16 protein-coding genes and 4 pseudogenes are annotated in these 21014 nt (G+C 70.7%); 10 read left to right on the top strand and 10 right to left on the bottom strand.

The window, feature by feature from the left end; genetic code table 11:
* The 3 genes and pseudogenes from RUMESO_RS25710 to RUMESO_RS10140 form a co-directional block, all read left to right on the top strand.
* Positions 1-273 (top strand): annotated as a pseudogene (locus tag RUMESO_RS25710) (cell division protein FtsZ); the annotation flags it as partial.
* Positions 274-430: 157 nt separating this feature from the next.
* A pseudogene (lpxC, locus tag RUMESO_RS10145) lies at positions 431-1359 on the top strand (UDP-3-O-acyl-N-acetylglucosamine deacetylase).
* A 110-nt stretch (positions 1360-1469) separates the two neighbouring features.
* Positions 1470-2333, top strand: coding sequence for an outer membrane protein assembly factor BamD (locus RUMESO_RS10140; RefSeq protein ID WP_037280013.1), 864 nt, complete (start codon positions 1470-1472; stop codon positions 2331-2333).
* 124 nt (positions 2334-2457) lie between these two features.
* Here the strand turns inward: RUMESO_RS10140 and RUMESO_RS10135 are convergent, their stop codons facing one another.
* A complete protein-coding gene (locus RUMESO_RS10135; RefSeq protein WP_037280012.1) occupies positions 2458-3987 on the bottom strand; it encodes a UxaA family hydrolase in 1530 nt (509 codons plus the stop codon).
* 59 nt (positions 3988-4046) lie between these two features.
* On the opposite strand from RUMESO_RS10135, the gene RUMESO_RS10130 reads away from it, so the two are divergent.
* Positions 4047-4763: a GntR family transcriptional regulator gene (locus tag RUMESO_RS10130; protein WP_082483716.1), complete on the top strand. Its 717-nt coding sequence runs from the start codon at positions 4047-4049 to the stop codon at positions 4761-4763.
* Between the two features lie 3 nt (positions 4764-4766).
* Here the strand turns inward: RUMESO_RS10130 and RUMESO_RS10125 are convergent, their stop codons facing one another.
* From RUMESO_RS10125 to RUMESO_RS10115, 3 genes and pseudogenes are all read right to left on the bottom strand, one after another.
* Positions 4767-6245, bottom strand: a complete 1479-nt coding sequence (locus tag RUMESO_RS10125; RefSeq protein ID WP_037280011.1) for an FGGY-family carbohydrate kinase — start codon at positions 6243-6245, stop codon at positions 4767-4769.
* Entirely contained in the window at positions 6245-7153 is a 909-nt protein-coding gene (locus RUMESO_RS10120; protein ID WP_245639223.1) for a M20/M25/M40 family metallo-hydrolase, read from the bottom strand. Before RUMESO_RS10120 ends, RUMESO_RS10125 begins: the two co-directional genes overlap by 1 nt.
* 172 nt (positions 7154-7325) lie before the next feature.
* Positions 7326-8080 (bottom strand): annotated as a pseudogene (locus tag RUMESO_RS10115) (BtpA/SgcQ family protein).
* 127 nt (positions 8081-8207) lie between these two features.
* On the opposite strand from RUMESO_RS10115, the gene RUMESO_RS10110 reads away from it, so the two are divergent.
* Both RUMESO_RS10110 and recN read left to right on the top strand, forming a co-directional pair.
* Complete coding sequence (locus tag RUMESO_RS10110) at positions 8208-9203, top strand: aldo/keto reductase (protein WP_037280010.1); 996 nt, start codon at positions 8208-8210, stop codon at positions 9201-9203.
* 52 nt (positions 9204-9255) lie between these two features.
* Positions 9256-10929 carry a DNA repair protein RecN gene (gene recN, locus RUMESO_RS10105; RefSeq protein ID WP_037280009.1) on the top strand — a complete coding sequence of 558 codons (1674 nt, stop codon included), beginning with the start codon at positions 9256-9258 and terminating at the stop codon, positions 10927-10929.
* A gap of 143 nt (positions 10930-11072) precedes the next feature.
* On the opposite strand, the pseudogene RUMESO_RS10100 reads toward recN, so the two are convergent.
* Together RUMESO_RS10100 and cobT are read right to left on the bottom strand one after the other, a co-directional pair.
* Positions 11073-12868, bottom strand: a pseudogene (locus RUMESO_RS10100) (aminopeptidase P family protein).
* Positions 12868-14733 (bottom strand): cobaltochelatase subunit CobT, encoded by a 1866-nt coding sequence (gene cobT / locus RUMESO_RS10095; RefSeq protein ID WP_037280008.1) that lies wholly within the window; start codon positions 14731-14733, stop codon positions 12868-12870. Before cobT ends, RUMESO_RS10100 begins: the two are co-directional and overlap by 1 nt.
* 204 nt (positions 14734-14937) lie before the next feature.
* Between cobT and RUMESO_RS10090 the strand changes: the two genes are divergently transcribed.
* Positions 14938-15546, top strand: a complete 609-nt coding sequence (locus tag RUMESO_RS10090) for an NADPH-dependent FMN reductase (RefSeq protein ID WP_037280007.1) — start codon at positions 14938-14940, stop codon at positions 15544-15546.
* 66 nt (positions 15547-15612) lie between these two features.
* On the opposite strand, the gene RUMESO_RS10085 is transcribed toward RUMESO_RS10090, so the two are convergent.
* The 4 genes from RUMESO_RS10085 to RUMESO_RS10070 form a co-directional block, all read right to left on the bottom strand.
* Positions 15613-16005: a cupin domain-containing protein gene (locus RUMESO_RS10085; RefSeq protein WP_051521203.1), complete on the bottom strand. Its 393-nt coding sequence runs from the start codon at positions 16003-16005 to the stop codon at positions 15613-15615.
* A gap of 103 nt (positions 16006-16108) precedes the next feature.
* The gene (locus tag RUMESO_RS10080; protein WP_037280006.1) at positions 16109-16483 is read right to left on the bottom strand and encodes a hypothetical protein; all 375 of its coding nucleotides are present in this window, start codon (positions 16481-16483) and stop codon (positions 16109-16111) included.
* Entirely contained in the window at positions 16480-17454 is a 975-nt protein-coding gene (gene cobS / locus RUMESO_RS10075) for a cobaltochelatase subunit CobS (protein WP_211262851.1), read from the bottom strand. Before cobS ends, RUMESO_RS10080 begins: the two co-directional genes overlap by 4 nt.
* 231 nt (positions 17455-17685) lie before the next feature.
* Positions 17686-18606, bottom strand: coding sequence for a sulfotransferase domain-containing protein (locus RUMESO_RS10070; protein WP_211262850.1), 921 nt, complete (start codon positions 18604-18606; stop codon positions 17686-17688).
* Between the two features lie 130 nt (positions 18607-18736).
* On the opposite strand from RUMESO_RS10070, the gene RUMESO_RS10065 reads away from it, so the two are divergent.
* From RUMESO_RS10065 to RUMESO_RS10055, 3 genes are all read left to right on the top strand, one after another.
* Positions 18737-19654: a LysR family transcriptional regulator gene (locus RUMESO_RS10065; RefSeq protein WP_051521202.1), complete on the top strand. Its 918-nt coding sequence runs from the start codon at positions 18737-18739 to the stop codon at positions 19652-19654.
* 97 nt (positions 19655-19751) lie between these two features.
* Complete coding sequence (locus tag RUMESO_RS10060) at positions 19752-20297, top strand: sigma-70 family RNA polymerase sigma factor (protein WP_037280004.1); 546 nt, start codon at positions 19752-19754, stop codon at positions 20295-20297.
* Complete coding sequence (locus RUMESO_RS10055; protein ID WP_037280003.1) at positions 20294-20977, top strand: anti-sigma factor; 684 nt, start codon at positions 20294-20296, stop codon at positions 20975-20977. The genes RUMESO_RS10060 and RUMESO_RS10055 overlap by 4 nt, the downstream gene beginning before the upstream one ends.
* The last annotated feature ends 37 nt before the right edge of the window (positions 20978-21014 follow it).

Genomic DNA, 21014 nt, shown 5'->3' with positions numbered 1-21014 from the left:
GCCATGGCGAACCGCGCCGCCGAGGCCCGTGGCGCCGAGCCGCCGCGCAGCGCGAGCCCGGCCGCCGCTCCCGCCCCGCAGGCCGACAAGCCCCGATTCGGGATCAACTCGCTCATCAACAGGATGACGGGCCAGCCCAGCGGCGAGGCTCCGGCCCAGGCGGCTGGCGGTGGTGCCCCGGCTCCGCGCCCACAGCCCCGCTACGAGGCCCAGCCCGACGCCGAGCAGGAGCGCGCCGACATCCCGGCTTTCCTGCGTCGCCAGGCGAACTGAATCCGGCCGATATCGAGTGGAAGGGCCGTCCCCCCCGGGCGGCCCTTCGTCGTTGGGCCCTGTGTTACAGCCCGTTGCAATTGTTGAGTTGGTGGAATCGGTCGGAGGCCTTACCTGCTCGTGCGAGCAGAATGAACGATAACGAAGGCCCAGGCCCGTGCAGACGACACTTCATACGCCCGCGTCGGTCGCGGGCACCGGGCTCCATTCAGGGTCCTCGGCGCGCGTCACCCTCAAGGACGCCGCGCCGGGGACCGGCATCGTCTTTCGCCGCGTGGACGTGACCGATCGCGACAACCTGATCCCGGCGCTCTGGGACCGGGTGCTGCAATCGCCGCTGGCCACGCGAATCGTGAATGGCGATGGCGTGATGGTTTCGACGATCGAGCATCTGATGGCGGCGCTCGCGGGGACGGGGGTGCATAACGCCATCGTCGAGATCGACGGGCCCGAGGTGCCGATCCTCGACGGCTCGGCCGCCACCTTGGTTCGGGCGATCCTGGCGGCCGGCATCAGGCAGCAGGACGCCACCCTCGAGGCCATCGAGGTGCTGGAGCCGGTCGAGGTCCGCGAGGGGCCGGCCTGGGCGCGGCTGGAGCCGGCGGCAGGCCCGGAGATGGACTTCGCCATCGACTTTCCCGACGCCGCGATCGGTCATCAGGAGAAGGCGCTCGGCCTTTCCAACGGCGCCTTCGTGCGCGAGCTCTGCGACAGCCGCACCTTCTGCCGGCAGGCCGACGTGGACGCGATGCGGGCCAAAGGGCTGGCGCTGGGCGGGACCTACCTCAATGCCGTGGTGGTGGACGGGCGCGGGTGCTGACGCCGGGCGGATTGCGCCACCCGGACGAGCCCGTGCGCCACAAGATGCTGGACGCGCTGGGCGACCTCGCCACGGCCGGGGCGCCGATCCTGGGCCGCTACGTCGGGCATCGGGCGGGCCACAGGCTGACCAACCAGCTCCTCCGCGCGCTCTTCGCGCGGCCCGAGGCGTGGCGGCGGGTGCCGTGCGACGCGGCCCTGCTCGAACGGCTGCCGGGGGTGGGGATCGGCACCGGCGATCTGGCCGATCTGCCAGCCGTGGCGTGAGTTCCGCCAAGCCATGAGGCGAGGGGGCTTTTTGCCCCTCGCCGAACCGTGCTAATCGGTGGCCGGACGGGGACCGGGTCCCCCAACCACGAACCGCGACGAGGGGCAGGATGGGGCGAGGCAGCGGACAGGCAAGGCTCTTGGCCACGGTGGCGCTGCTGGCCCTTTCGGGATGCGGGTTCCTGGGCGGCTTGGGCGCGGGCAATGGCGGCATCCGTACGCCCGGCGCGCTCGACTCGCTCACGCCCGAGCAGATCTACACCCGGGGCGAGCAGTCGCTGGAATCGGGCCAGGAGGACGACGCGGCCTTCCTGTTCAGCGAGGTCGAGAGGCTGTATCCCTATTCCGAATGGGCGAAGAGGGGCCTCATCATGGCCGCCTTCTCCTACCATCGCGATGGTGACTACGAGAATGCCCGCGGCGCCGCGCAGCGCTACCTCGACTTCTACCCCGCCGGCGAGGACGCAGCCTATGCCCAGTATCTCCTGGCGCTGAGCTACTACGACCAGATCGACGACGTGGGCCGGGACCAGGGCCTGACCTTCCAGGCGCTCCAGGCGCTCCGCGCGGTGATCGAGGTCTATCCGGACAGCCCCTATGCCGCTGACGCGATGGTGAAGTTCGACCTCGCCTTCGACCACCTCGCCGGGAAGGAGATGGAGGTCGGGCGCTACTACCTGAAGCGCGGGAACTACACGGCCGCGATCAACCGCTTCCGCGCGGTGGTGGAGGATTACCAGACCACCCGCCACACGCCCGAGGCGCTGCACCGGCTGGTGGAGGCCTATCTGGCGCTGGGCCTGACCGACGAGGCGCAGACGGCGGGCGCGATCCTCGGGGCCAACTATCAGGACAGCGAGTGGTATCGCGACAGCTACGCCCTGCTGACGGGCCAGGGCCTGCGGCCGCAGGCGACCGGGGACAACTGGCTGACGGCGCTTTACCGGCAGGTGGTGCTGGGCCGGGAGCTCTGAGGCGCGGAACGGGCCGACGGGCCCGGCGCGCCGCGTCGGGCCGTTTTCGGCGGCACGAGCGTCGGGTGGGGATTCGGTCGGGGGGACCGCTGCCTCCGAACCCCCTCGACCGTGCCTCGCGGGCTCACATCACGGCGCCCATCTGCCAGGGCACGAACTCGGCGCCGCCGAAGCCCAGTTCCTCGGACTTCGTGTGCTGGCCGCTGGCGGTGGAGATGAACGTCTCGAAGATCTCCCGGCCCTTCTCCTCCAGCGAGACGCCTTCGGAGACGATGTCGCCGCAGTTGATGTCCATGTCCTCGCTCATCCGCGCATACATCTCGCTGTTGGTGGCGAGCTTGATGCAGGGGACGGGCTTGTAGCCCGAGACCGAGCCGCGCCCGGTGGTGAAGACGATCAGGTTGGCGCCCGAGGCGACCTGGCCGGTGACCGAGCAGGGGTCGTAGCCGGGCGAATCCATGTAGACGAAGCCTCGTTCGGTGATGGGCTCGCCGAACTTGTAAACCTGGGTGAGCGGCGCGGTGCCGCCCTTGGCGACGGCGCCGAGCGACTTCTCGAGGATCGTCGTGAGGCCGCCCTTCTTGTTGCCGGGCGAGGGGTTGTTGTCCATCTCCCCGCCCCAGCGGGAGGTGTAGTCCTCCCACCACTTGATGCGCTCGACGATCTTCTCGCCCACCTCGCGCGAGACGGCGCGGCGGGTCAGGAGGTGCTCGGCCCCGTAGATCTCGGGCGTCTCGCTCAGGATCGTGGTGCCGCCATGGGCCACGAGGAGGTCCGAGGCCGCGCCCAGCGCGGGGTTCGCGGTGATGCCGGAATAGCCGTCCGAGCCACCGCATTGCATCCCGATCACGAGATGCTCCAGGCCCGCGGGCTCGCGGACGGCCTTGGCGGCGGTCTCGGCCATTTCGCGCAGGATCGCCACGCCTTTCTCGACGGTGCGGCGGGTGCCGCCCGTCTGCTGGATCGTCATGTAGCGGAAGGCGCCGTCGCCGCGCATCCGGCCCTTGCCGATCAGGTCGGGGACCTGCATGACCTCGCAGCCCAGGCCCACGAGCAGGATGCCCGCGAAGTTCGGGTTGCGGGAATAGCCCTGGAGGGTGCGGAACAGGGTCTCGTAACCCTCGTCCTTGCCGCTCATCCCGCAGCCGGTGCCGTGGACGATGGGAACCACGCCGTCGATGGCGGGGTTGTCGCGCAGCCAGGGCTCGCGCTCGCAGGCCTCGGCGATGAAGCGGGCGACGGAGCCGGAGCAGTTCACCGAGGTGATGACGCCGAGGTAGTTGCGCGTGCCGACCTGGCCGTCGGCGCGGCGGTAGCCGTCGAAGTTTCTCGTCCCGGTCACGAGGGGCAGCGGGCGGATGTCGGTGCCGAAGGCGTAGTCGGTGTCGTGCGCGCCCATGCCGAGGTTGTGGGTGTGGATGTGCTCGCCGGGATGGATGGGCTGGCTGGCCGCGCCGATGATCTGGCCGTAGCGGATCACGTTCGCGCCCGGGGCGATGGGGGAGACGGCGATCTTGTGGCCGCGAGGCACGGGCGTGACCAGCGGGACGCCGACCTCGGGCAGCACGGCGCCGGCCGGCAGGTCGGCAAGGGCGATCACCACGTTGTCCTGCGGGTGGAGGCGGATCACGGCGGAGGTCGTCTGGTCGAGCATGGGGGTTCCCCTCGGGGCGGGTCGTTGATCTGGCTTCGGGCTCTAGCTAACATGCTAGCATGTCGCAAGATACCGTGCAGATGGTCGCAGAGGCTCCGGCGTTCCGGCCGCTGTCGGACTTTGCGGGGACGCTGTCGCAGCGGGTCTATGCCTCGCTCAAGGAGGCGATCCTCGACCTGTCGCTGCGGCCGGGCGCGATCCTGCGGAAGGGCGACGTCTGCGAGGCGCTGGGCGTCTCGCGCAGTCCGGTGTCCGAGGCGGTGGCTCGGCTCGCCTCCGAGGCGCTGGTCGATATCGTGCCGCAGGCGGGGACCTTCGTGGCGCGGCTGTCGCTGGACGAGGTGCGCGAGGGGGCCTTCCTGCGCGAGGCGCTGGAGCTGGCGGCCGTGGAGGAGGTCGCACGCGCCATCACCGAGGAGCAATTGGTGGAGCTGCGGCGGAACCTGCGGCTGCAGGAGGGGCTGGTCGCGGACGGCGACATCCGGGGCTTCTACGCGGCCGATGCGGGGTTCCACGAACTTCTGCTGAGCTTTACCGGGCATCGACGGCTTCCGGGGCTGTCGCGGACGGCCTGGGTCCATGTGGACCGGGCGCGGCGGCTCCTGCTGCCCGAGCCGGGGCGGGTCGAGGAGACGCTGGCCGAGCACCGGGCGATCCTCGCGGCGCTGGAGGCGCGGGACCCGGAGGCGGCGCGGGCCGCGACGCGGGCGCATCTGCGGCAGGTGGTGACGCGGCTGGAGCGGCTGGGGACGGAGAGGCCGGAGCTTTTCGCCTGAGGGTCAGGCGGGAAGCTCGTGCATGAGGTCCTTGGTCTGCTCGTAGAGGCGGCGGAAGAGCGGGTAGCTCTTCGCGTAGGCCGGGACGTCGCGCGGCTCGACGGTGCGCTCGGGCGGGTTCCAGGCGTCGATGTCCTGGGGTCGCGCCGCGCCGAGGGCCAGGGCGGCAAGGAAGGCGTCGCCGTAGGCGGCTCCGAGCGTGACACGGCGAAGCTCCTGTGGGAGGCCGGTCATGTCGGATGTGGCCTGGAGCCAGGGGTCCATCTTCGTGCCGCCGCCCACCGCCATGACGCGGGAGGGCGCGGCCCCAGCCTCGGCGTAGGTCTCCGCGATGTGGCGGGTCGCGGCGGCGATGCCTTCCAGGGCGGCGCGGAAGAGGTCGCCGCGCGTGTGGGTGAGGTTCAGGCCGAAGAACACGCCGCGCGCCTGGGGGTCGTGGATCGGCGTCCGCTCGCCGGAGAAGTAAGGGAGGCAGAGGAGGCCTTTGGCCCCGGGCGGGGAGGCTTCGGCCTCCCCCATGAGAGTCTCGAAGGCGGTGTCGCGGGGGAGGCCGGGGGCCATGACCTCGCGGAACCACTGGGTCAGGGTGCCGGAGGTGGCGAGGCCGGCCATGGCAGCGTGCTGGCCCTGGAACAGCCAGGGCGCGGACCAGAGGCGCGGGTCGGTGACGCGACCGGGCGTGATCTCGATGACGAAGACGGTGGAGCCATACATCAGCATGAGGTCGCCAGGGCGGGAGACGCCGACCGAGACGGCCTCGGCGGCGGCGTCGATGGTGCCGGTGGTGACGGGGATGCCCTCGGGAAGGCCGGTGGCCTGGGCGGCCTCGGGGGTGATGTGACCGGCGATCTCGGCGGACCAGAGGAGCCTAGGGAGCTGGGCGGCCTCGCAGATGCCGTGGAGCTCGGCGGACCAGTCCTGCCGGGCCATGTCGTAGAGGGGGGACCAGCTTGCCGCCGTGTAGTGGTCCATGGCGAAGGCGCCGGTGAGGCGTTCGAGGACGAAGCTCGTGGAGGTGTGGAGGCGAGAGGTCGCGGCCCAGACCTCGGGCTCGTGGCGCTGGAGCCAGAGGACCTTGGGACCGACGGCCTGAGAGGTGAGGGCGGTGCCGGCGAGCGTCAGGATGTTCGCCTCGCCCAGGCGGTCGTTCAACTCGGCGATCTCGACGGTGGCGCGGGTGTCCACGCCATAGAGGATGCCGTTGCGGAGAGGCTGGCCCGAGGCGTCCACGGGGAGGCAGCAGGGTCCGATGGCGCTGACGGCGAGGGCCTCGACCTGCGCGCCGGGGACCTGGGCGAGGAGGGCCCGGGAGAGGTGGGTGACGGCGCCCCACCAGTCCTCCTCGGGTCGGTGCTCGGCCCAGCCGGGGCGGGGAACCAGCATCTCGTGGGGGCGGCGCGCCTCGGCCAAGATACGGCCGTCGTCCACGAGGACGCCCTTCGATTCGAAGGTGCCGACGTCGATGCCCATGGTGACGGCCATCAACCCCGCTCCAACCGGAGGTTCGGCCCAATCCGGTCCAGCGCCGCCACGAGGAGGCGGGAGAGGGACTCGAGGTCGCGCAGGTCGCAGACCTCCAGCGCCGAGTGGGAGTGGCGCATGGGGAAGCCGAGGTCGATGGAGGCGATACCTTCGCCGACCGTCTGGACGTAGCTCAGGTCGGTGAGGACGCCGACCTGGGCGGAGCGTTGCAGCGGCATCCCCTCGGATTCGGCGGTGTCCTCGATCAGGCGGACGAGGGCGGGGTGAGGGATCACGCCGTTGAGGGTGCCGCGCCCGTGGAAGGAATAAAGGCTCATGCCCGGACCGCCGCCCATGACCATCTCGCCCCGCTCGGCCATGTCGGGCGTGTCGGTGGCGAGCATGAGGTCGAGCTGGATGGCGATGTCGGGCTTGAGGGTTTGGGCCGCGACGACGGCGCCACGGAGGTTGAACTCCTCCTGCACGGACCAGACGAAGTGGACGGTGGGACCGCCCTGCCGGTCCTTTAGCCTGCGCGCCACGTCGAGGAGGACGGCGCAACCCGCGCGGTCGTCCACGGCGGTCCCGGCGAAGCGGTCGTTTGCGAGCGGCAGGACGCGGGGAAGGTAGATGACCGGGGTGCCGATGCGAATGCCGGCGGCCTCGACCGCCTCGCGGGAGCCGTGGCCGGTGTCGATGCGGATCTCAGGGGCGGTGGGGACGGTGTATTTCTCGGAGGGCTGCGTCGCGTGGTGGGCCTTGACCATGATGACGCCGGGCACGGGGTCGTGGCCGGGCGGGCAGAGGAGGACGGCCTGCGCGAGCATCGCCTTCTCGGCCACGCCGCCCATGCGCTCGACCCGGATAAGGCCATCCGGTTCGACCTTGCGCACGAAGAAGCCGAGCTGGTCCATGTGGGCGAAGACCATGACCGAGGGACGGTCGTCATCGCCCGGAAGGGTCAGGATCAGGTTGCCAAGACGGTCGGTGCGCGAAGAGAATCCCAGTTCCGACAGTTGGCCGCGAAGCCAGGCCGCGACAGGCTCCTCGTGCCCCGAGAGGCAGGGAGGAGGCAGAGGGCGGAAAGGTCGTCGCGCAGGCTCATCGCGCGGCCCTGGCCTTGTGCATGAAGTCACGGGCCCGCTCCGGATCCACGGCGTTCCAGGTGTGGCCGTCCACCTTGAGCGCGGAGCCGACCACGCAGCCGTCCGCGATCCGCAGGACCTCGGCCACGGTGTCGTGCCTGACGCCGGTGTTGGCGAGGACGGGGGTCGTGGGCAGCACCCGCTTGACGGATTCGAGGTCCTCCATCCGCGCGGCCTCTCCGGTGATCTGGCCGGAGACGAGGACCGCGTCGGGGATGCTCGAAAACACCGCCGAGCGGGCGCGATCGGGCAGGGGGCGGCGGTCGAGGCTGTCCGCGAACTCGGCCGACACGTTGTAGAGCATGGCGAGGTCGCGGCGGTGCAGGCGGTTGCGGTAGCGCATCGCCTCGCCCGCGTCGGGGCCCAGACGCCCATGTCGCTGGCGTAGGTGCCGGTGAAGATCTCGCGCACGAACGACGCGCCCGTCGCGGCGGCGAGCGCCAGGGTCGCCATCGGGTCCCAGAGGACGTTGACGCCGAAGGGGGTCGCGATCTCCTCGCGCAGGCGGCCGACGACATAGGCCATCGTGGCGGTCGAGGCGGTGTCCACCTTCATCTCGTAGGGGCGGTCGTTCTCGTTGCCGAACATCACGGCGTCCACGCCCGCCCCCTGGAGTGCCCGGAGGTCGGCGCGAGCGCCCTCGATCAGCCCATCGATCCCGCGCTCCTCGTCGTAGAGGGGCGCGCCCGGCAAGGCACCCAAATGGACCATGGCGATCACGGGCTTGCCCGGCCCGAATACGCGGCGAAACGCGTCGGTCATTTTCTTTTCCCGCCTCCCCTGCAATGACTGGCATGTCAGCATGGGGGGACCGGGGATGCAACTGGCGACAGGGGCCATGGCGACACGCGCTCACGCGAGGACGGGGCTGGCCTTCACCGAGCTGGGTCTCGGGACGGCGCCGCTCGCGAACCTGTACCGCGCGATCCCGCAGGAGGAGGCCCGGGCCGTCATGGACACCGCCTGGGACGGCGGCGTCCGGCATTTCGACACGGCCCCGCTCTACGGGCTGGGCATGGCCGAGACGCGGCTCAACCCGTTCCTCAAGGACAAGCCTCGGGACAGCTACGTGCTGGCGAGCAAGGTCGGGCGCTGGCTTAAGGCCACGAGCTTCGAGGGTCGCGAGGGGCATGGGAAGTGGTTCGACGTGCCCTCGCGCGTGGGAGTCTACGACTATTCCTACGACGGGGTGATGCGGTCGCTCGAGTTCTCCCTGGAGCGGCTCGGCGTGGACCGGGTCGACATCCTCCACACGCACGACCTCGACGTCTGGACGCATGGTTCGCAGGAGGCGCTGGACGGCTGGATCCGGCAGTTCGTCTCGGGCGGCCACCGGGCGCTGCACGAGCTGCGGTCGCAGGGAGTGATCCGGGCCATCGGCCTCGGGATCAACGAATGGGAGACGGCCCAGTGGCTCGCGGAGCGGGCGGAGCTTGACGTGATCCTGCTCGCCGGGCGCTACACGCTGCTGGAGCAGGGGGCGGCGAAGTCCTTCCTGCCGGTCTGCGAGGAGAAGGGGATCGGCGTCATCATCGGCGGCCCCTACAACTCGGGGCTGCTGGCGGGGCACGAGTTCTACAACTACGACGCCGTGCCGCCGGAGCTGGCCTTGCGGACGAAGCGGCTCAAGGCGGTCTGCGAGAGCCACGGGGTGAGCCTGATCGACGCGGCCTTCCAGTTCCCGCTGCGGCACAAGGCGGTGGTCTCGGTGATCCCGGGAAGCCAGACGGTCGCGGAGATGGAGAGCAACCTGCGCGCGGCTCGGGCGGAGATTCCGCAGGCGCTCTGGGACGACCTCGCGGCGCAGGGCCTGATCCCGGCAGGGCGGGGTTGACCCCCTCCCGCTCCGCCGCCACATCCTGAGTTCAGCGAGAAGAGGGCGAGGGATGCTGCGCGGGCTCGAGATACGCGACATGCTCATCATCGAGCGGCTCGACCTCGGCTTCCGCCCCGGGCTCAACGTGCTCACGGGGGAGACGGGGGCGGGGAAGTCGATCCTTTTGGACGCGCTCGGCTTCGTCCTGGGCTGGCGGGGGCGAGCGGAGCTCGTCCGCACGGGCGCCGAGCGGGGCGAGGTCACGGCGGTCTTCGACCTGCCGCCCGGCCACCCGGCCCATGCGGTGCTGCAGGAGGCCGGGATCGAGGCCAACGAGGACGATCCGGGCGAGCTGATCCTGCGGCGGGTGAACTACACCGACGGGCGCAAGACGGCCTGGATCAACGACCGGCGGGCCTCGGGGGAGACGCTGCGGCTCCTCTCGGACACGCTGGTGGAGCTGCACGGGCAGCAGGACGACAAGGGCCTCCTGAACCCGCGCGTGCACCGGCAGTTGCTGGATGACTTCGCGGGGGCCGAGCCGCTGGTCGCGCGGGCGCGCGAGGCCTGGACGGGGCGGCGCGAGGCGCGGCGGGCGCTGGCCGAGGCGGACGCCCGGCGGGAGAAGCTCAAGGCCGAGGAGGACTTCCTGCGGCACGCCGTGGAGGAGATGCGGAAGCTCGATCCCCAGCCGGGGGAGGAGGCCTCGCTCGACAGCTCGCGCAGGCTCATGCAGGCGGGGGAGCGCATCCGCGAGGGGATTGCCAAGGCGCTGAACGCGATCTCGTCGCAGGGGGCCGAGGGGCTGATCTCCGAGTCGATGCGGCGGCTCGACCAGGCCTCGGACCAGGCGGAAGGGCGGCTCGACGAGCCGCTGGCGGCCTTGGAGCGGGCGCAGGAGGCTCTGGGCGAGGCCGAGGGGGGCGTGCGCGACTTCCTCGATGTGCTGACCTTCGACCCCCGCGCGCTGGAGGAAACCGAGGAGCGGCTCTTCGCGATCCGCGCGCTGGCGAGGAAGCACGGCGTGATGCCGGACGACCTGCCGGCGCTGGCTGAGAGCATGGAGGGGCGGCTCGCGGCGCTGGACGCGTCGGAGGCGGACCAGGGGCGGCTTCAGGCGGCGGTCAAGGCGGCGGACGCGGGCTATCACGCGGCGGCCGAGGAGCTGTCAGGGTTCCGCCGTGCCGCGGCCGAGCGGCTGGCGCAGGCCATGGCGCAGGAGTTGCCACCCTTGAAGATGGAGCGGGCGAGGTTCTCAGTGGAGGTCACGCCGGCCGAGCCCGGGCCGGAGGGGCAGGACGACGTGCGCTTCGTGGCGGCGACCAATCCGGGAGCCCCGCCGGGGCCGCTCGATCGCATCGCCTCGGGCGGGGAGCTGTCACGGTTCCTGCTCGCGCTCAAGGTCTGCCTGATGCGCGAGGGCGACGCGAAGACGCTGATCTTCGACGAGATCGACCGGGGCGTGGGCGGGGCGACGGCGGCGGCCGTGGGGCGGAGGCTCGCGGACCTCGCGCGCGAAGGACAGGTGCTGGTCGTCACGCACTCGCCTCAGGTGGCGGCCCTGGGGGCGCATCACTGGCGGGTGGAGAAGCGGGTCGCGGACGGCATGACGACCTCGCGGGTGGTCCCGCTCGGCCCGCAGGACCGCGTGGACGAGATCGCGCGGATGCTTGCGGGGGAGACCGTGACGGAGGCGGCACGGGGGGCGGCGCGGGTGCTGCTCGAAGGCGCCGACGCGGCCTAGGGGACGCCGTCCGTGGACGGACCGGCCGATGCCCAGGCTTTCCGTAGCCGACGGGCGTGCTGAGGGGGCTCCCTCACACGTCATGGCTCCGCAGGTCCGAACGTCGTCGGAGGACGAACGACATGGACCTCTCCCGTCCACCGTCAGAGCGGCGCGCAGGCCGCCTTCAGCCAGGCCAGCGCCTCGCCTTCGACCCGAGGGCCGATCCTGGCCAGCACGGCCGCGTGATAGCCGTCGGCCCAAGTCCGCTCGGCCTCGGACAGCATGTCCCGGACGAGCAGCCGGCGGTCGAACGGGACCCAGGTCAGGGTCCGGAAGGTCAGCATCGGACGCTCGTCCCCTCCCGGAACCGGCGAGGCCTCCTCCACAAGGATGAGGTTCTCGATCCGGATGCCGAAGGCGCCCTCGCGGTAGTAGCCGGGCTCGTTGGACAGGATCATCCCGGGTTCGAGCGGCACGTCCGAGAGGCGCGAGAGACGCTGCGGCCCTTCGTGGACGCTCAGGTAGACGCCGACGCCATGGCCGGTGCCGTGGTCGTAGTCCTGCCCGGCGAGCCAGAGGTAGCGCGCGAGGGCGTCGAGGTGCTGGCCGGCGACGCCCCTCGGGAAGCGCGCCCGGCTGATGGCGATGAGCCCTTGGAGAACGCGGGTGTAGGCTTCGGCCGCGCCCTCGGGCACCTCACCCACGGCGACGGTGCGGGTGATGTCGGTGGTGCCGTCGAGATACTGGCCGCCGGAGTCGACGAGGAGGAGCTCCCCGGGCCTCACCGGCGCGTTGGTGGTCTCGGTCACGCGGTAATGGACGATGGCACCGTGCGCGCCCGCGCCGCAGATCGTGTCGAAGCTGAGGTCGAGGAGGGCGTTGGTGGCGCGGCGGAACCCTTCGAGGCCGCGCACCACGTCGATCTCCGTCTGGCCGCCCTTGGGCGCCTCGCGGTCGAGCCAGGTCAGGAAGTTGACCATCGCGGCGCCGTCGCGAAGGTGCGCCTCGGTCGTGGCGGCGATCTCGGCAGGCGTCTTGCGGGCCTTGGGCAGGAGGCAGGGGTCGGGCCCGCGCGTGACGGTGATGCCGCGGGCGGTCAGGAACTGGAAAATCGCTTCCGGGCAGCTCTTCGGGTCAAGCCGAGTGGGCGAGGGCAGGAAGTCGAGGCCGGGGACGAAGACGTCCTCGGGGTGGACGCGGACCTCCTCGCCCAGGTGGCCGAGGATGCCGTCCGCCTTGCCGGGCTGGCAGTAGAGGTCGCAGCGGCCGTCCTCATGGAGCACCGCATAGGCGTGGGGCACCGGGTTGTAGGCCACGTCGCCGCCCCGGATGTTGAGGAGCCAGGCGATGGAATCGGGAAGCGTCAGGACCACGGCCCGCTCGCCGGCCTCGCGGAGCTGGGCCGCGATCCGGGCGCGCTTGGACGCATGGCTCTCGCCCGCGATCTCCTCGGGGAAGGCAGCGAAGGGCGCATCGGGCGGCGCGGGACGGTCGGTCCAGAGGCGGTCGATGGGGTTGTCGATGGGGACGAGGCCGATGCCCTTGGGCGCGAGCCGATCACGGAGCTTCTCGACCTCCTCGACCGAGTGCAGCCAGGGGTCGAAGCCCACGCGCTGCCCGGAGGCGAGCCGGTCGAGAAGCCATTCGGCGAGCTTGGTCTCGGGCCAGTTCACGGGGGTGAAGACCGGGGCGACCTGGGCCCGGACCTGGACGCGGTAGCGCCCGTCCACGAAGACTCCCGCCTCCTCGCGCGTCACGGCGCAGAAGCCCGCCGAGCCGGTGAAGCCGGTGAGCCAGGCGAGACGCTCGTCGCAGGGCGCGACGTATTCACCCTGGAAGCGGTCCGAGCGCGGGACGATCACGGCGTCGATCCCCTCGGACGCCATCAGCTCACGCAGCGCGGCCAGCCGCGCGGGCCGGCGGAGGGGTCCGCCGTCACGTCGAAGCGTTGGAACATCAGGCTCGCCTCCGCTCGATCCGCGCGCGCTTCCGGGGGTCGGCCTCGAACAGCGACGCGAGCTGCTCGGTGATGGCGCCGGCGAGTTGCTCCACGTCGGTGATGGTCACGGCGCGCTGGTAGTAGCGCGTCACGTCATGGCCGATGCCGATGGCGATGAGCTCCACGGCCTTGCGACGCTCGACCATGGCGATGACGTCCCGCAGATGCTTCTCCAGCGTGTTCGCGGGGTTCACCGAGAGCGTGGAGTCGTCCACCGGCGCGCCGTCGGAGATCACCATGAGGATCTTGCGGACCTCCGGGCGGCCCACCATCCGCCGATGCGCCCATTCCAGCGCCTCGCCGTCGATGTTCTCCTTGAGGAGCCCTTCCTTCATCATCAGGCCGAGGTTCGGCCGGACGCGCCGCCATGGGGCGTCGGCGGACTTGTAGACGATGTGGCGGAGGTCATTAAGGCGGCCGGGCATCGCGGGGCGGCCCTCGGCCAGCCACTTCTCGCGGCTCTGCCCGCCCTTCCAGGCGCGGGTGGTGAAGCCCAGGATCTCGACCTTGACTTGGCAACGCTCCAGCGTCCGCGCGAGCACGTCGGCGCAGATCGCGGCGATGGAGATCGGGCGGCCGCGCATGGAGCCGGAGTTGTCGAGGAGGAGCGTCACCACCGTGTCGCGGAACTCGGTGTCCTTCTCGACCTTGAACGACAGCGGCGTCGTCGGGTTCGCCACCACGCGGGCGAGACGGCCCGCGTCGAGGATGCCCTCTTCGCGGTCGAACTCCCAGCTCCGGCTCTGCTGCGCCTGAAGGCGGCGCTGGAGCTTGTTGGCGAGGCGCGACACGGCCCCCTTCAGCGGCTCGAGCTGCTGGTCGAGATAGGCGCGAAGGCGGTCGAGCTCGGCGGGCTCGGCCAGGTCCTCGGCGCCGATGATCTCGTCGAACTGGGTGGTGAAGACCTTGTAGGCGGGGTCCGCCTCCGAATGCGGGGCGGGCGGCGGGGGCTCGTGCGGGGCCTCGCCCTCGGGCAGCTCCTCGGCCTCCATCTCCTCGGCGTCGGCCTCGGCCTCCATGGAGACTTGCGCCTGCGAGGCGTCCTGCTCCTCGTCCTGGGAGCGCTCGGGCGAGGCGTCGGCCTCCTCGGATTCGCTCTCCTGCTCGCCGCCCGCGTCCTCCTGCTCGTCCTCCTCGGACTGGGCATCGTCCTCGGACTCGTCCTCCATCTCGTCGGGGTCGTCGCCGAGCTGGTCGCCGTAGCCCAGGTCGCGGATCACGTCGCGGCTGAACCGCGCGAAGGCGCGCTGGTCCGACAGGAGGTCGGGGATGTCGTTGAGACGCTCCCCGGCCATGTCCTCGATGAAGCCGCGCCAGAGCTCCATGACGTTGGAGGCGCCGGGAGGAAGCGGGCGGCCGGTGGCGAGGTGACGGATCAGGTAGCCCGCCGCGATGGCGAGCGGGGCATCCTGCGGCTGTCGGATCTGGTCGTAGCCCTTGCGCTTGGCCTCCGACGCGATGCGGGCGTCGATGTTGCCGGCGGTGCCCGGCATGTGCTCCGCGCCCACGGCCTCGACCCGCGCCGTTTCCATGGCCTCCATGAGGTCGCGCGCCATCTGCCCCTGCGGCCGGTAGCGGTCGGCCACGGCGGGGTCGTGGTGGCGCCGACGGAGCGCGAGGCTGTCGGCGGTGCCCCGCGCCAGGAGGACCTCGTCCTTGGTGAGCCGCCGCGAGACCTGGGGCAGGCGCAGCGTGTCGGCCGTCAGGCCCGGCGGGTCGACGGTGTAGCTGACTGTCAGGTCCGGGTCGTCGGCCATGACCTTGGTGGCCTCGGCCAGAGCCTTCTTGAAGGGATCGGCGGGGTTGTCGGACGGCTTGGACATGAGGGTGATAAAGCACCGGCAAGGGGTGCCGGCAAGGGCGGCGCCAGAGGCTGTTTGGATGTTGCATCGGGCCTTGCGACCTCACGAGCCATCACGCCTGCGCAGCGAGTGTGCGCCAACGCGCCGATCCTTGCCTTGTGATCTGCAACCGCGCACCCCAATTTCGCGTTCGACCACCGAAACCCTAATCCGCGAGTCCCCGACATGGCCCAGAAACCGAAGATCGCCCTCATCATCAGCTCGACCCGCGACGCGCGCTGGGCCGACAAGCCTGCGCAATGGGCGCTCAGGAAGCTCCAGGAGCGCGACGACATCGAGGTCGAGCTCGTCGACCTGCGCGACTTCGACCTGCCGTTCTTCAACGAGGTCGCCTCGAACGCCTACGTGCCCTCGCAGGACCCGAACGCCGTCCGCTGGCAGGAGAAGGTGGCGAGCTTCGACGGCTACGTCTTCCTCGTGGCTGAATACAACCGCTCGATCACCGGTGCGCTGAAGAACGCGCTCGATCAGGCCTATGTGGACTGGGGCAAGAAGCCCATGGGCCTCGTAGCCTACGGTTCCGTGGGGGGCGCCCGCGCGGCGGAGCAGCTTCGCCTGATCGCGATCGAGCTGCAGATGGTCCCGGTGCGCGCTGGCGTCCATATCGGAGGCTCGGACTTCTACCGCGTCAGCGCCTACAACCCGAACCCCGAGCCCATGGAGGCGCTGGACGGCGTCCTGGGCGGCTCGCTCAAGGACATGGCCGACCAGGTGTCCTGGTACGCCCGCGTCCTCAAGGAGGCCCGTCGGGAGGAAGAGCGCAGGGCCGCCTGAGCCCTCTGCGATTTCGGACGACCAGAAGGGCAGGCCCGCCGGGTCTGCCCTTTTTCTCGTGCCCGCTCAGACCCGGCGGGGGCCTTCGAGGCTCTTGCGGGTCAGGATGGCGATATGGCGGGCCTCGGTGACGGCCTCGACCGAGTGCTCCATGCCACGGGGGATGAAGATCGTCTCGCCCGCGCCGCGACGGGCCGTGCGGCCGCAAATGCGGACCTCGACGGCGCCGGAGAGCACGATCAGGATCTCGTCCTCGTCCCGGTGGACATGGCGCGCGATCTGCGTCCCCGCCGCCCAGGTGCTGTCGGCGAGGCTGAGCCCGGCTGTGACGTCGAGCGACGACAGGATCGTGTGGTAGGTGATCGCGGAGGGACGCAAGGTCCCGTAGCCCAGCAGGTCGCGGGCCATGGCGGTGGATACGTTGGCAGCGGCCGACAGGTCGCGGGCGATCGCGTTCATCAGGGTCTCCGTTCGAAATAACAGGATTGAAACGATTCAATGAACGCAGGCTAGACCCGGCGACCCTGTTTGGGAAGTCGGGATTACATGACCCCGAGGGCCTTCAGTCCCGAGGCGCGTTCAGGGAGAGGTCGCCCGCGAGGTCGCCGCAGCCACGCACGAGCCGCTCGAAGAGCCGGCGGCTCTGGTCGTCCTGATGGTAGATGTAGGCGTTCATCAGGTCGACCATCCAGGGCCGCCTCTCGGCGATCTGGGCGTCGGTCTCGGCCTCGCCGATCCGCCGGACCGAGACCTCGCGGAACCGCGCGGCGAGCGCTCGCTCGCCCCGGTCACCCAGCACGTCGGCGTAGCCCTCCCAGAGCGCGGCGCAATAGGAGGGCGGGTAGGGGTTGATCTCGGCGGAGGCCGAGGCCGCCAGAAGGGCGCCGGCCAGGAGGCCGGCAAGGGGCGCCCGAAGAGGGGGCGCCCGGCGCGTCACCGCATCGCCATGGCGACCGCGCTCTCCGGCAGCTCCTCGGCGAAGCAGCGCTGGTAGAACTCGGCCACCGTCTGCCGCTCCAGCTCGTCGCACTTGTTGAGGAAGGTCAGGCGGAAGGCGTAGCCGACGTTGCGGAATATCTCCGCATTCTGAGCCCAGTTGATGACCGTGCGGGGGCTCATGACGGTCGAGAGGTCGCCGTTCATGAAGGCCGTCCGGGTCAGGTCCGCGACCGTCACCATCTGGCTGATCGTCCGGCGCCCCTTGTCGGTGTTGTAGTGCGGGCACTTGGCCAGCACGATGGCGGCCTCGGCGTCGTGGCTCAGGTAGTTGAGCGTGGAGACGAGGCTCCAGCGGTCCATCTGCGCCTGGTTGATCTGCTGGACGCCGTGGTAGAGGCCGGTGGTGTCCCCCAGGCCCACCGTGTTCGCCGTGGCAAACAGGCGGAAGGACGAGTGCGGCGTGATGATCTCGTTCTGGTCCATCAGCGTCAGCTTGCCGTCGGCCTCGAGCACGCGCTGGATCACGAACATCACGTCCGGGCGACCCGCGTCGTACTCGTCGAAGACGATGGCGCAGGGGTTCCGCAGCGCCCAGGGGAGGATGCCCTCCTGGAACTCGGTCACCTGCACGCCGTCGCGCAGCTTGATCGCGTCCTTGCCGATCAGGTCGATCCGGCTGATGTGGCTGTCGAGGTTGACCCGCACCATCTGCCAGTTGAGCCGCGCGGCCACCTGCTCGATGTGGGTGGACTTCCCGGTGCCGTGGTAGCCCTGGATCATCACGCGGCGGTTGTAGGCGAAGCCGGCGAGGATCGCGAGCGTCGTGTCGGGATCGAACTTGTAGGTCGAGTCGATGTCCGGCACGCGGTCGGCCCGGTCGGCGAAGGCCTTCACCTTCATGTCGCTGTCGAAGCCGAAGACCTCCCGGACGGAGATCTCCTCGGTGGGCCTGGCGTGCGGATCGGTCATCGTTCCCATCTCCTCGGTCGCCCGACGACGTAGCGCGCGGGCCTTTGGGGTCAGGGCTTTTAGGATCGGTTCCGCGGCAGCCGCAAGGGGCGACGCGCGCCCGGAAAACGGTCCGGGGGTCGAGGGCGGAGCAGGCGTCGGTCAGTGGACCGGCGCCCCGGCCGAGGTTCTCGGCGAGGAGCGCCCGGCCGCGAGGCCGGGCTGGAGGCCGGGGCCTCCGCTCCGCACGGGTCAGAGCGCCTCGCCTGTCGCGAGCCAGTGGGCGCAGTGGTAGCCGAGCTCGGCAACGGCCCGGGCCTCGTACTCGGCGACCTCGGCCTCGCTCAAGACGCCCTGCCAGCGGCCGTTCGTCCCCTTGTTGATGAAGGTCGAGGCCCCGCCCTCCCACGGCGCGCCGCCGAGGGGGGCGGACAGTTCGGCATGGGCCTTCATGTAGTCGAAGGAGCAGTGATGGAGGATGGTCGGGAAGCTCGCCTCGTCCACCTCGATCTCGAGGAAGTCGGCGATGCCCCGGATGCTGCCCGCGAGGTCGCGCTTCAGCTCGTTGAAGTGGACGAGCCTGACGTTCGGGAGGTGCCGGATCTGCCACCAGGTGCGGATGTTCTCCCAGAACGACCAGAGCGGCGCGCCATCGCCCTCGAACCACTCCCGGTAGTAGTCGTGCGCCGTCCCGGTGGGGCGGTAGATCGTGGGGCCCACGAGGCCGGGCGTCAGGTTGAAGGCATCGTAGAGGTCGTCCTTGGCCTTCGCGAAGTGGTTGTAGGCGCTCCAGGCGGCGTCGCGCCCGTCGCGCGCGACGTAGAGGTACTTGGCCTTGGGCGAGACCACGAGGGCATCCACCGGCAGGTGCGTCTTGAGGAAGCGGCGGTGCGCCTGCTCCTCCAGCGCGTCGATGGCCTCCTGCGGCACGATCCGCATGTCCACCCAGGGGGAGAGGGCCGGGACGTTCACCCCCTCGGCGCCGTCGAAGATGAGCTGGGACACGATCTGCTGCGTCCAGGTCGTGCCGGACTTGGCCCAGGTGGCGATGACGATGTCGCCGTCGCGGAACCGGAAGTCGTTCCAGCGGGTCGAGTCCATGTGGTGGTTGTGGATCTCCCGCGTCTTGGCGGGCATGGCGAAGCGGGCGTCGAACCTATGGTTCTGGAACATGGGTCTCTCCAAAATGATGGTCCGACCCTGGAAAAACGGCGTGGTCGGACGCGAGGCATTATGACGCACCCTTGCCGGATCGGGAATTCGCGGTAACGCTGAGCCGTGCTGCAAATTCGCAGAAGCCGCCATGTTCGACTGGAACGACGTCCGGCTCTTCCTCACGGTGGCCCGCAGCGGATCGACACGCGCCGCGGCGCAGGACCTCGGGCTGAACCAGACCACCGTCGCGCGCCGCATGGAGGTGCTGGAACGCTGTCTCGGGCTCCGCCTCTTCGACCGGACGACGCGGGGTCACCGGCTCACGGAGCAGGGGCAGGCCCTGTGCGAGGCGGCCCAGCCGATGCGCGAGGCGGCCGAGGCGCTGTCGCGTCGGGCCGAGGTGCTGGGGCGGAGCCTCCAAGGCACGATCCGGGTGAGCGCGGCCGAGGTGGTCTTCAGCCATCTCGTCGCCCCGATCGTGGCCGAGTTCCGGCGCGAGCACCCGGAGGTGCGGATCGAATACGACTCCTCCGAGGGTTTCGTGGACCTCGCGGCGGGAGAGGCGGACCTGGCCTTCCGGGCGATGGTGGCCCCCGACGACGAAAGGCTCGTGGCTCGCAAGCTCGCCGACGTGGCCTGGGCCGTCTATTGCAGCCGCGCCTACGCGGCGACGCACGGGATGCCCGAGAGCATCGAGGCGGTGCGAGCCCATGCGGTCGTGGCCTTCACCGGGCCGGTGGGCGAAAGGCCGGGGGACCTCTGGTTCATGTCCCATGCGGACCCGGCGCAGGTGGCCGGGCGCTCGAACACGGTCTCCAACCTGACGGGCGTCCTGCGGGCGGGGATCGGGGTCGGCTGCCTGCCCTGCTTCCACGCCGACGCCGAGCCGATGCTGCTGCGATGCTTCCCCCCGCCGCCGGAGATGACCACGGCGATCTGGCTCCTCACCACGCCCGAGCGGAGGAAGGTGCCCCGCATCGAGGCCTTCGTCCGACTCGCCGCGCTGCGCTTCCGCGACCTCCGTCCCCGGCTGCGGGGCGAGGGCACCCCGGCCGGGGAATCCTGACGGGCCGTGGCAGGCAGGTCGCGGTAAGGGCCCGCCACGTCGAAAGAAACGTTGCCATTCTGCTCGCTTGGGGCAATCTGCCGTCCAAGGGGGGGACATGGCCAGCCTGAACGAGATCGAGGGGATGATCGCCCGCATGGCGATGGGGGACCGGTCGGCGTTGGCGTCGCTCTACGCCGCGACCTCGGCGAAACTCTTCGGCATCGCCCTGCGTGTCTTGGACGACAGGGCCGAGGCCGAGGACGCCCTCCAGGAGATCTTCGTGAAGTTGTGGCACAATGCGGGGCGGTACAGGTCGAACGGGCTCAGCCCCATGACCTGGCTCATCACCGTCGCCCGCAACCATGCCATCGACCGGCTTCGCGCCCGCCGCAGCCAGCAGGCCGCCCCCATCGACGAGGTGGCCGAGGTCGCCGACGGCGGCGACACGCCCGAGGAGGCGGCGGTGGCCTCCTCGATCCGCGCCCGCATCGGGGATTGCCTCGGGACGCTCGACCCCGCCCGGGCCGACGCGATCCGGCGCTGCTACCTGCAGGGCGAGGCCTATGCCGAGCTCGCGGCGCGCTACGACGTGCCGCTCAACACCATCCGCACCTGGCTCCGCCGGGGTCTCCTCAGGCTGCGGGAGTGCCTCGGGTCATGAGCGGCTGGAGCCTCGACTACGACGACGACATCGCTATCGCGGCGGAATACGTCCTGGACCTCCTCACCCCGCAGGAGCGCGGGTTGGTGGAGGAGCGGCTGGCCGTCGATCCGGCCTTCCGCGAGCTGGTGGACCGCTGGGAGCACGATCTCGCCTCGCTGACCGACGACATCCCCGCCATCCAGCCCCCCCGCGCCCTGGAGGGGATGATCCGGCAACGGCTCTTCGGGGACGAGGCCCCACCGCGACGGCGCTGGAGCCTCTGGCCGGTCCTGCTGGGCGGCCTCGTGGCGGCCGGTCTGGCGCTCTGGGCCATCGACCCCGCCTTCCTCGGACGGGGCGCACCCGATTATGCCGCCCGCATCGCGGCCGAGGACGGCTCGCTGGTGGTGGAGGCCAGCTTCGACGAGGACAGCCGCGAGCTCCGGGTCCAGCGGGTCGCGGGCGCGGTGCCGGACGGGAAGGACCTCGAGCTCTGGCTCGTCCGCTCGCCGGACAGCAGCACGGTCTCGCTGGGCGTGCTGCCCCGCGACGAGGCGGGCGTGATCGAGGTCAGCGCCGATCTCGCGCGGCAGTTCCGGGACAACGCGCTCGCGCTCTCGGTGGAGCCACTGGGCGGCTCGCCGACCGGGCAGGCTACCGGGCCCGTCGTGGCCCTTGGACCGCTCACGGGCCTCTGAGACGGCAAGGAAGCCTGAGCGGCTCGTCCCGATACCT

Source organism: Rubellimicrobium mesophilum DSM 19309, assembly GCF_000600335.2.
Classification (GTDB): Bacteria; Pseudomonadota; Alphaproteobacteria; order Rhodobacterales; family Rhodobacteraceae; genus Rubellimicrobium; species Rubellimicrobium mesophilum.
This window is presented reverse-complemented; position numbering and strand designations above follow the sequence as displayed.

What these genes read in the sequence shown, in the direction of transcription:
- RUMESO_RS10140 (WP_037280013.1), top strand. Translation starts at nt 1,470, where the DNA reads ATGGGGCGAGGCAGCGGACAGGCAAGGCTCTTGGCCACGGTGGCGCTG.
- RUMESO_RS10135 (WP_037280012.1), bottom strand. Translation starts at nt 3,987, where the DNA reads ATGCTCGACCAGACGACCTCCGCCGTGATCCGCCTCCACCCGCAGGAC.
- RUMESO_RS10130 (WP_082483716.1), top strand. Translation starts at nt 4,047, where the DNA reads ATGTCGCAAGATACCGTGCAGATGGTCGCAGAGGCTCCGGCGTTCCGG.
- RUMESO_RS10125 (WP_037280011.1), bottom strand. Translation starts at nt 6,245, where the DNA reads ATGGCCGTCACCATGGGCATCGACGTCGGCACCTTCGAATCGAAGGGC.
- RUMESO_RS10120 (WP_245639223.1), bottom strand. Translation starts at nt 7,153, where the DNA reads ATGGTCTTCGCCCACATGGACCAGCTCGGCTTCTTCGTGCGCAAGGTC.
- RUMESO_RS10110 (WP_037280010.1), top strand. Translation starts at nt 8,208, where the DNA reads ATGGCGACACGCGCTCACGCGAGGACGGGGCTGGCCTTCACCGAGCTG.
- recN (WP_037280009.1), top strand. Translation starts at nt 9,256, where the DNA reads ATGCTGCGCGGGCTCGAGATACGCGACATGCTCATCATCGAGCGGCTC.
- cobT (WP_037280008.1), bottom strand. Translation starts at nt 14,733, where the DNA reads ATGTCCAAGCCGTCCGACAACCCCGCCGATCCCTTCAAGAAGGCTCTG.
- RUMESO_RS10090 (WP_037280007.1), top strand. Translation starts at nt 14,938, where the DNA reads ATGGCCCAGAAACCGAAGATCGCCCTCATCATCAGCTCGACCCGCGAC.
- RUMESO_RS10085 (WP_051521203.1), bottom strand. Translation starts at nt 16,005, where the DNA reads ATGAACGCGATCGCCCGCGACCTGTCGGCCGCTGCCAACGTATCCACC.
- cobS (WP_211262851.1), bottom strand. Translation starts at nt 17,454, where the DNA reads ATGACCGATCCGCACGCCAGGCCCACCGAGGAGATCTCCGTCCGGGAG.
- RUMESO_RS10070 (WP_211262850.1), bottom strand. Translation starts at nt 18,606, where the DNA reads ATGTTCCAGAACCATAGGTTCGACGCCCGCTTCGCCATGCCCGCCAAG.
- RUMESO_RS10065 (WP_051521202.1), top strand. Translation starts at nt 18,737, where the DNA reads ATGTTCGACTGGAACGACGTCCGGCTCTTCCTCACGGTGGCCCGCAGC.
- RUMESO_RS10060 (WP_037280004.1), top strand. Translation starts at nt 19,752, where the DNA reads ATGGCCAGCCTGAACGAGATCGAGGGGATGATCGCCCGCATGGCGATG.
- RUMESO_RS10055 (WP_037280003.1), top strand. Translation starts at nt 20,294, where the DNA reads ATGAGCGGCTGGAGCCTCGACTACGACGACGACATCGCTATCGCGGCG.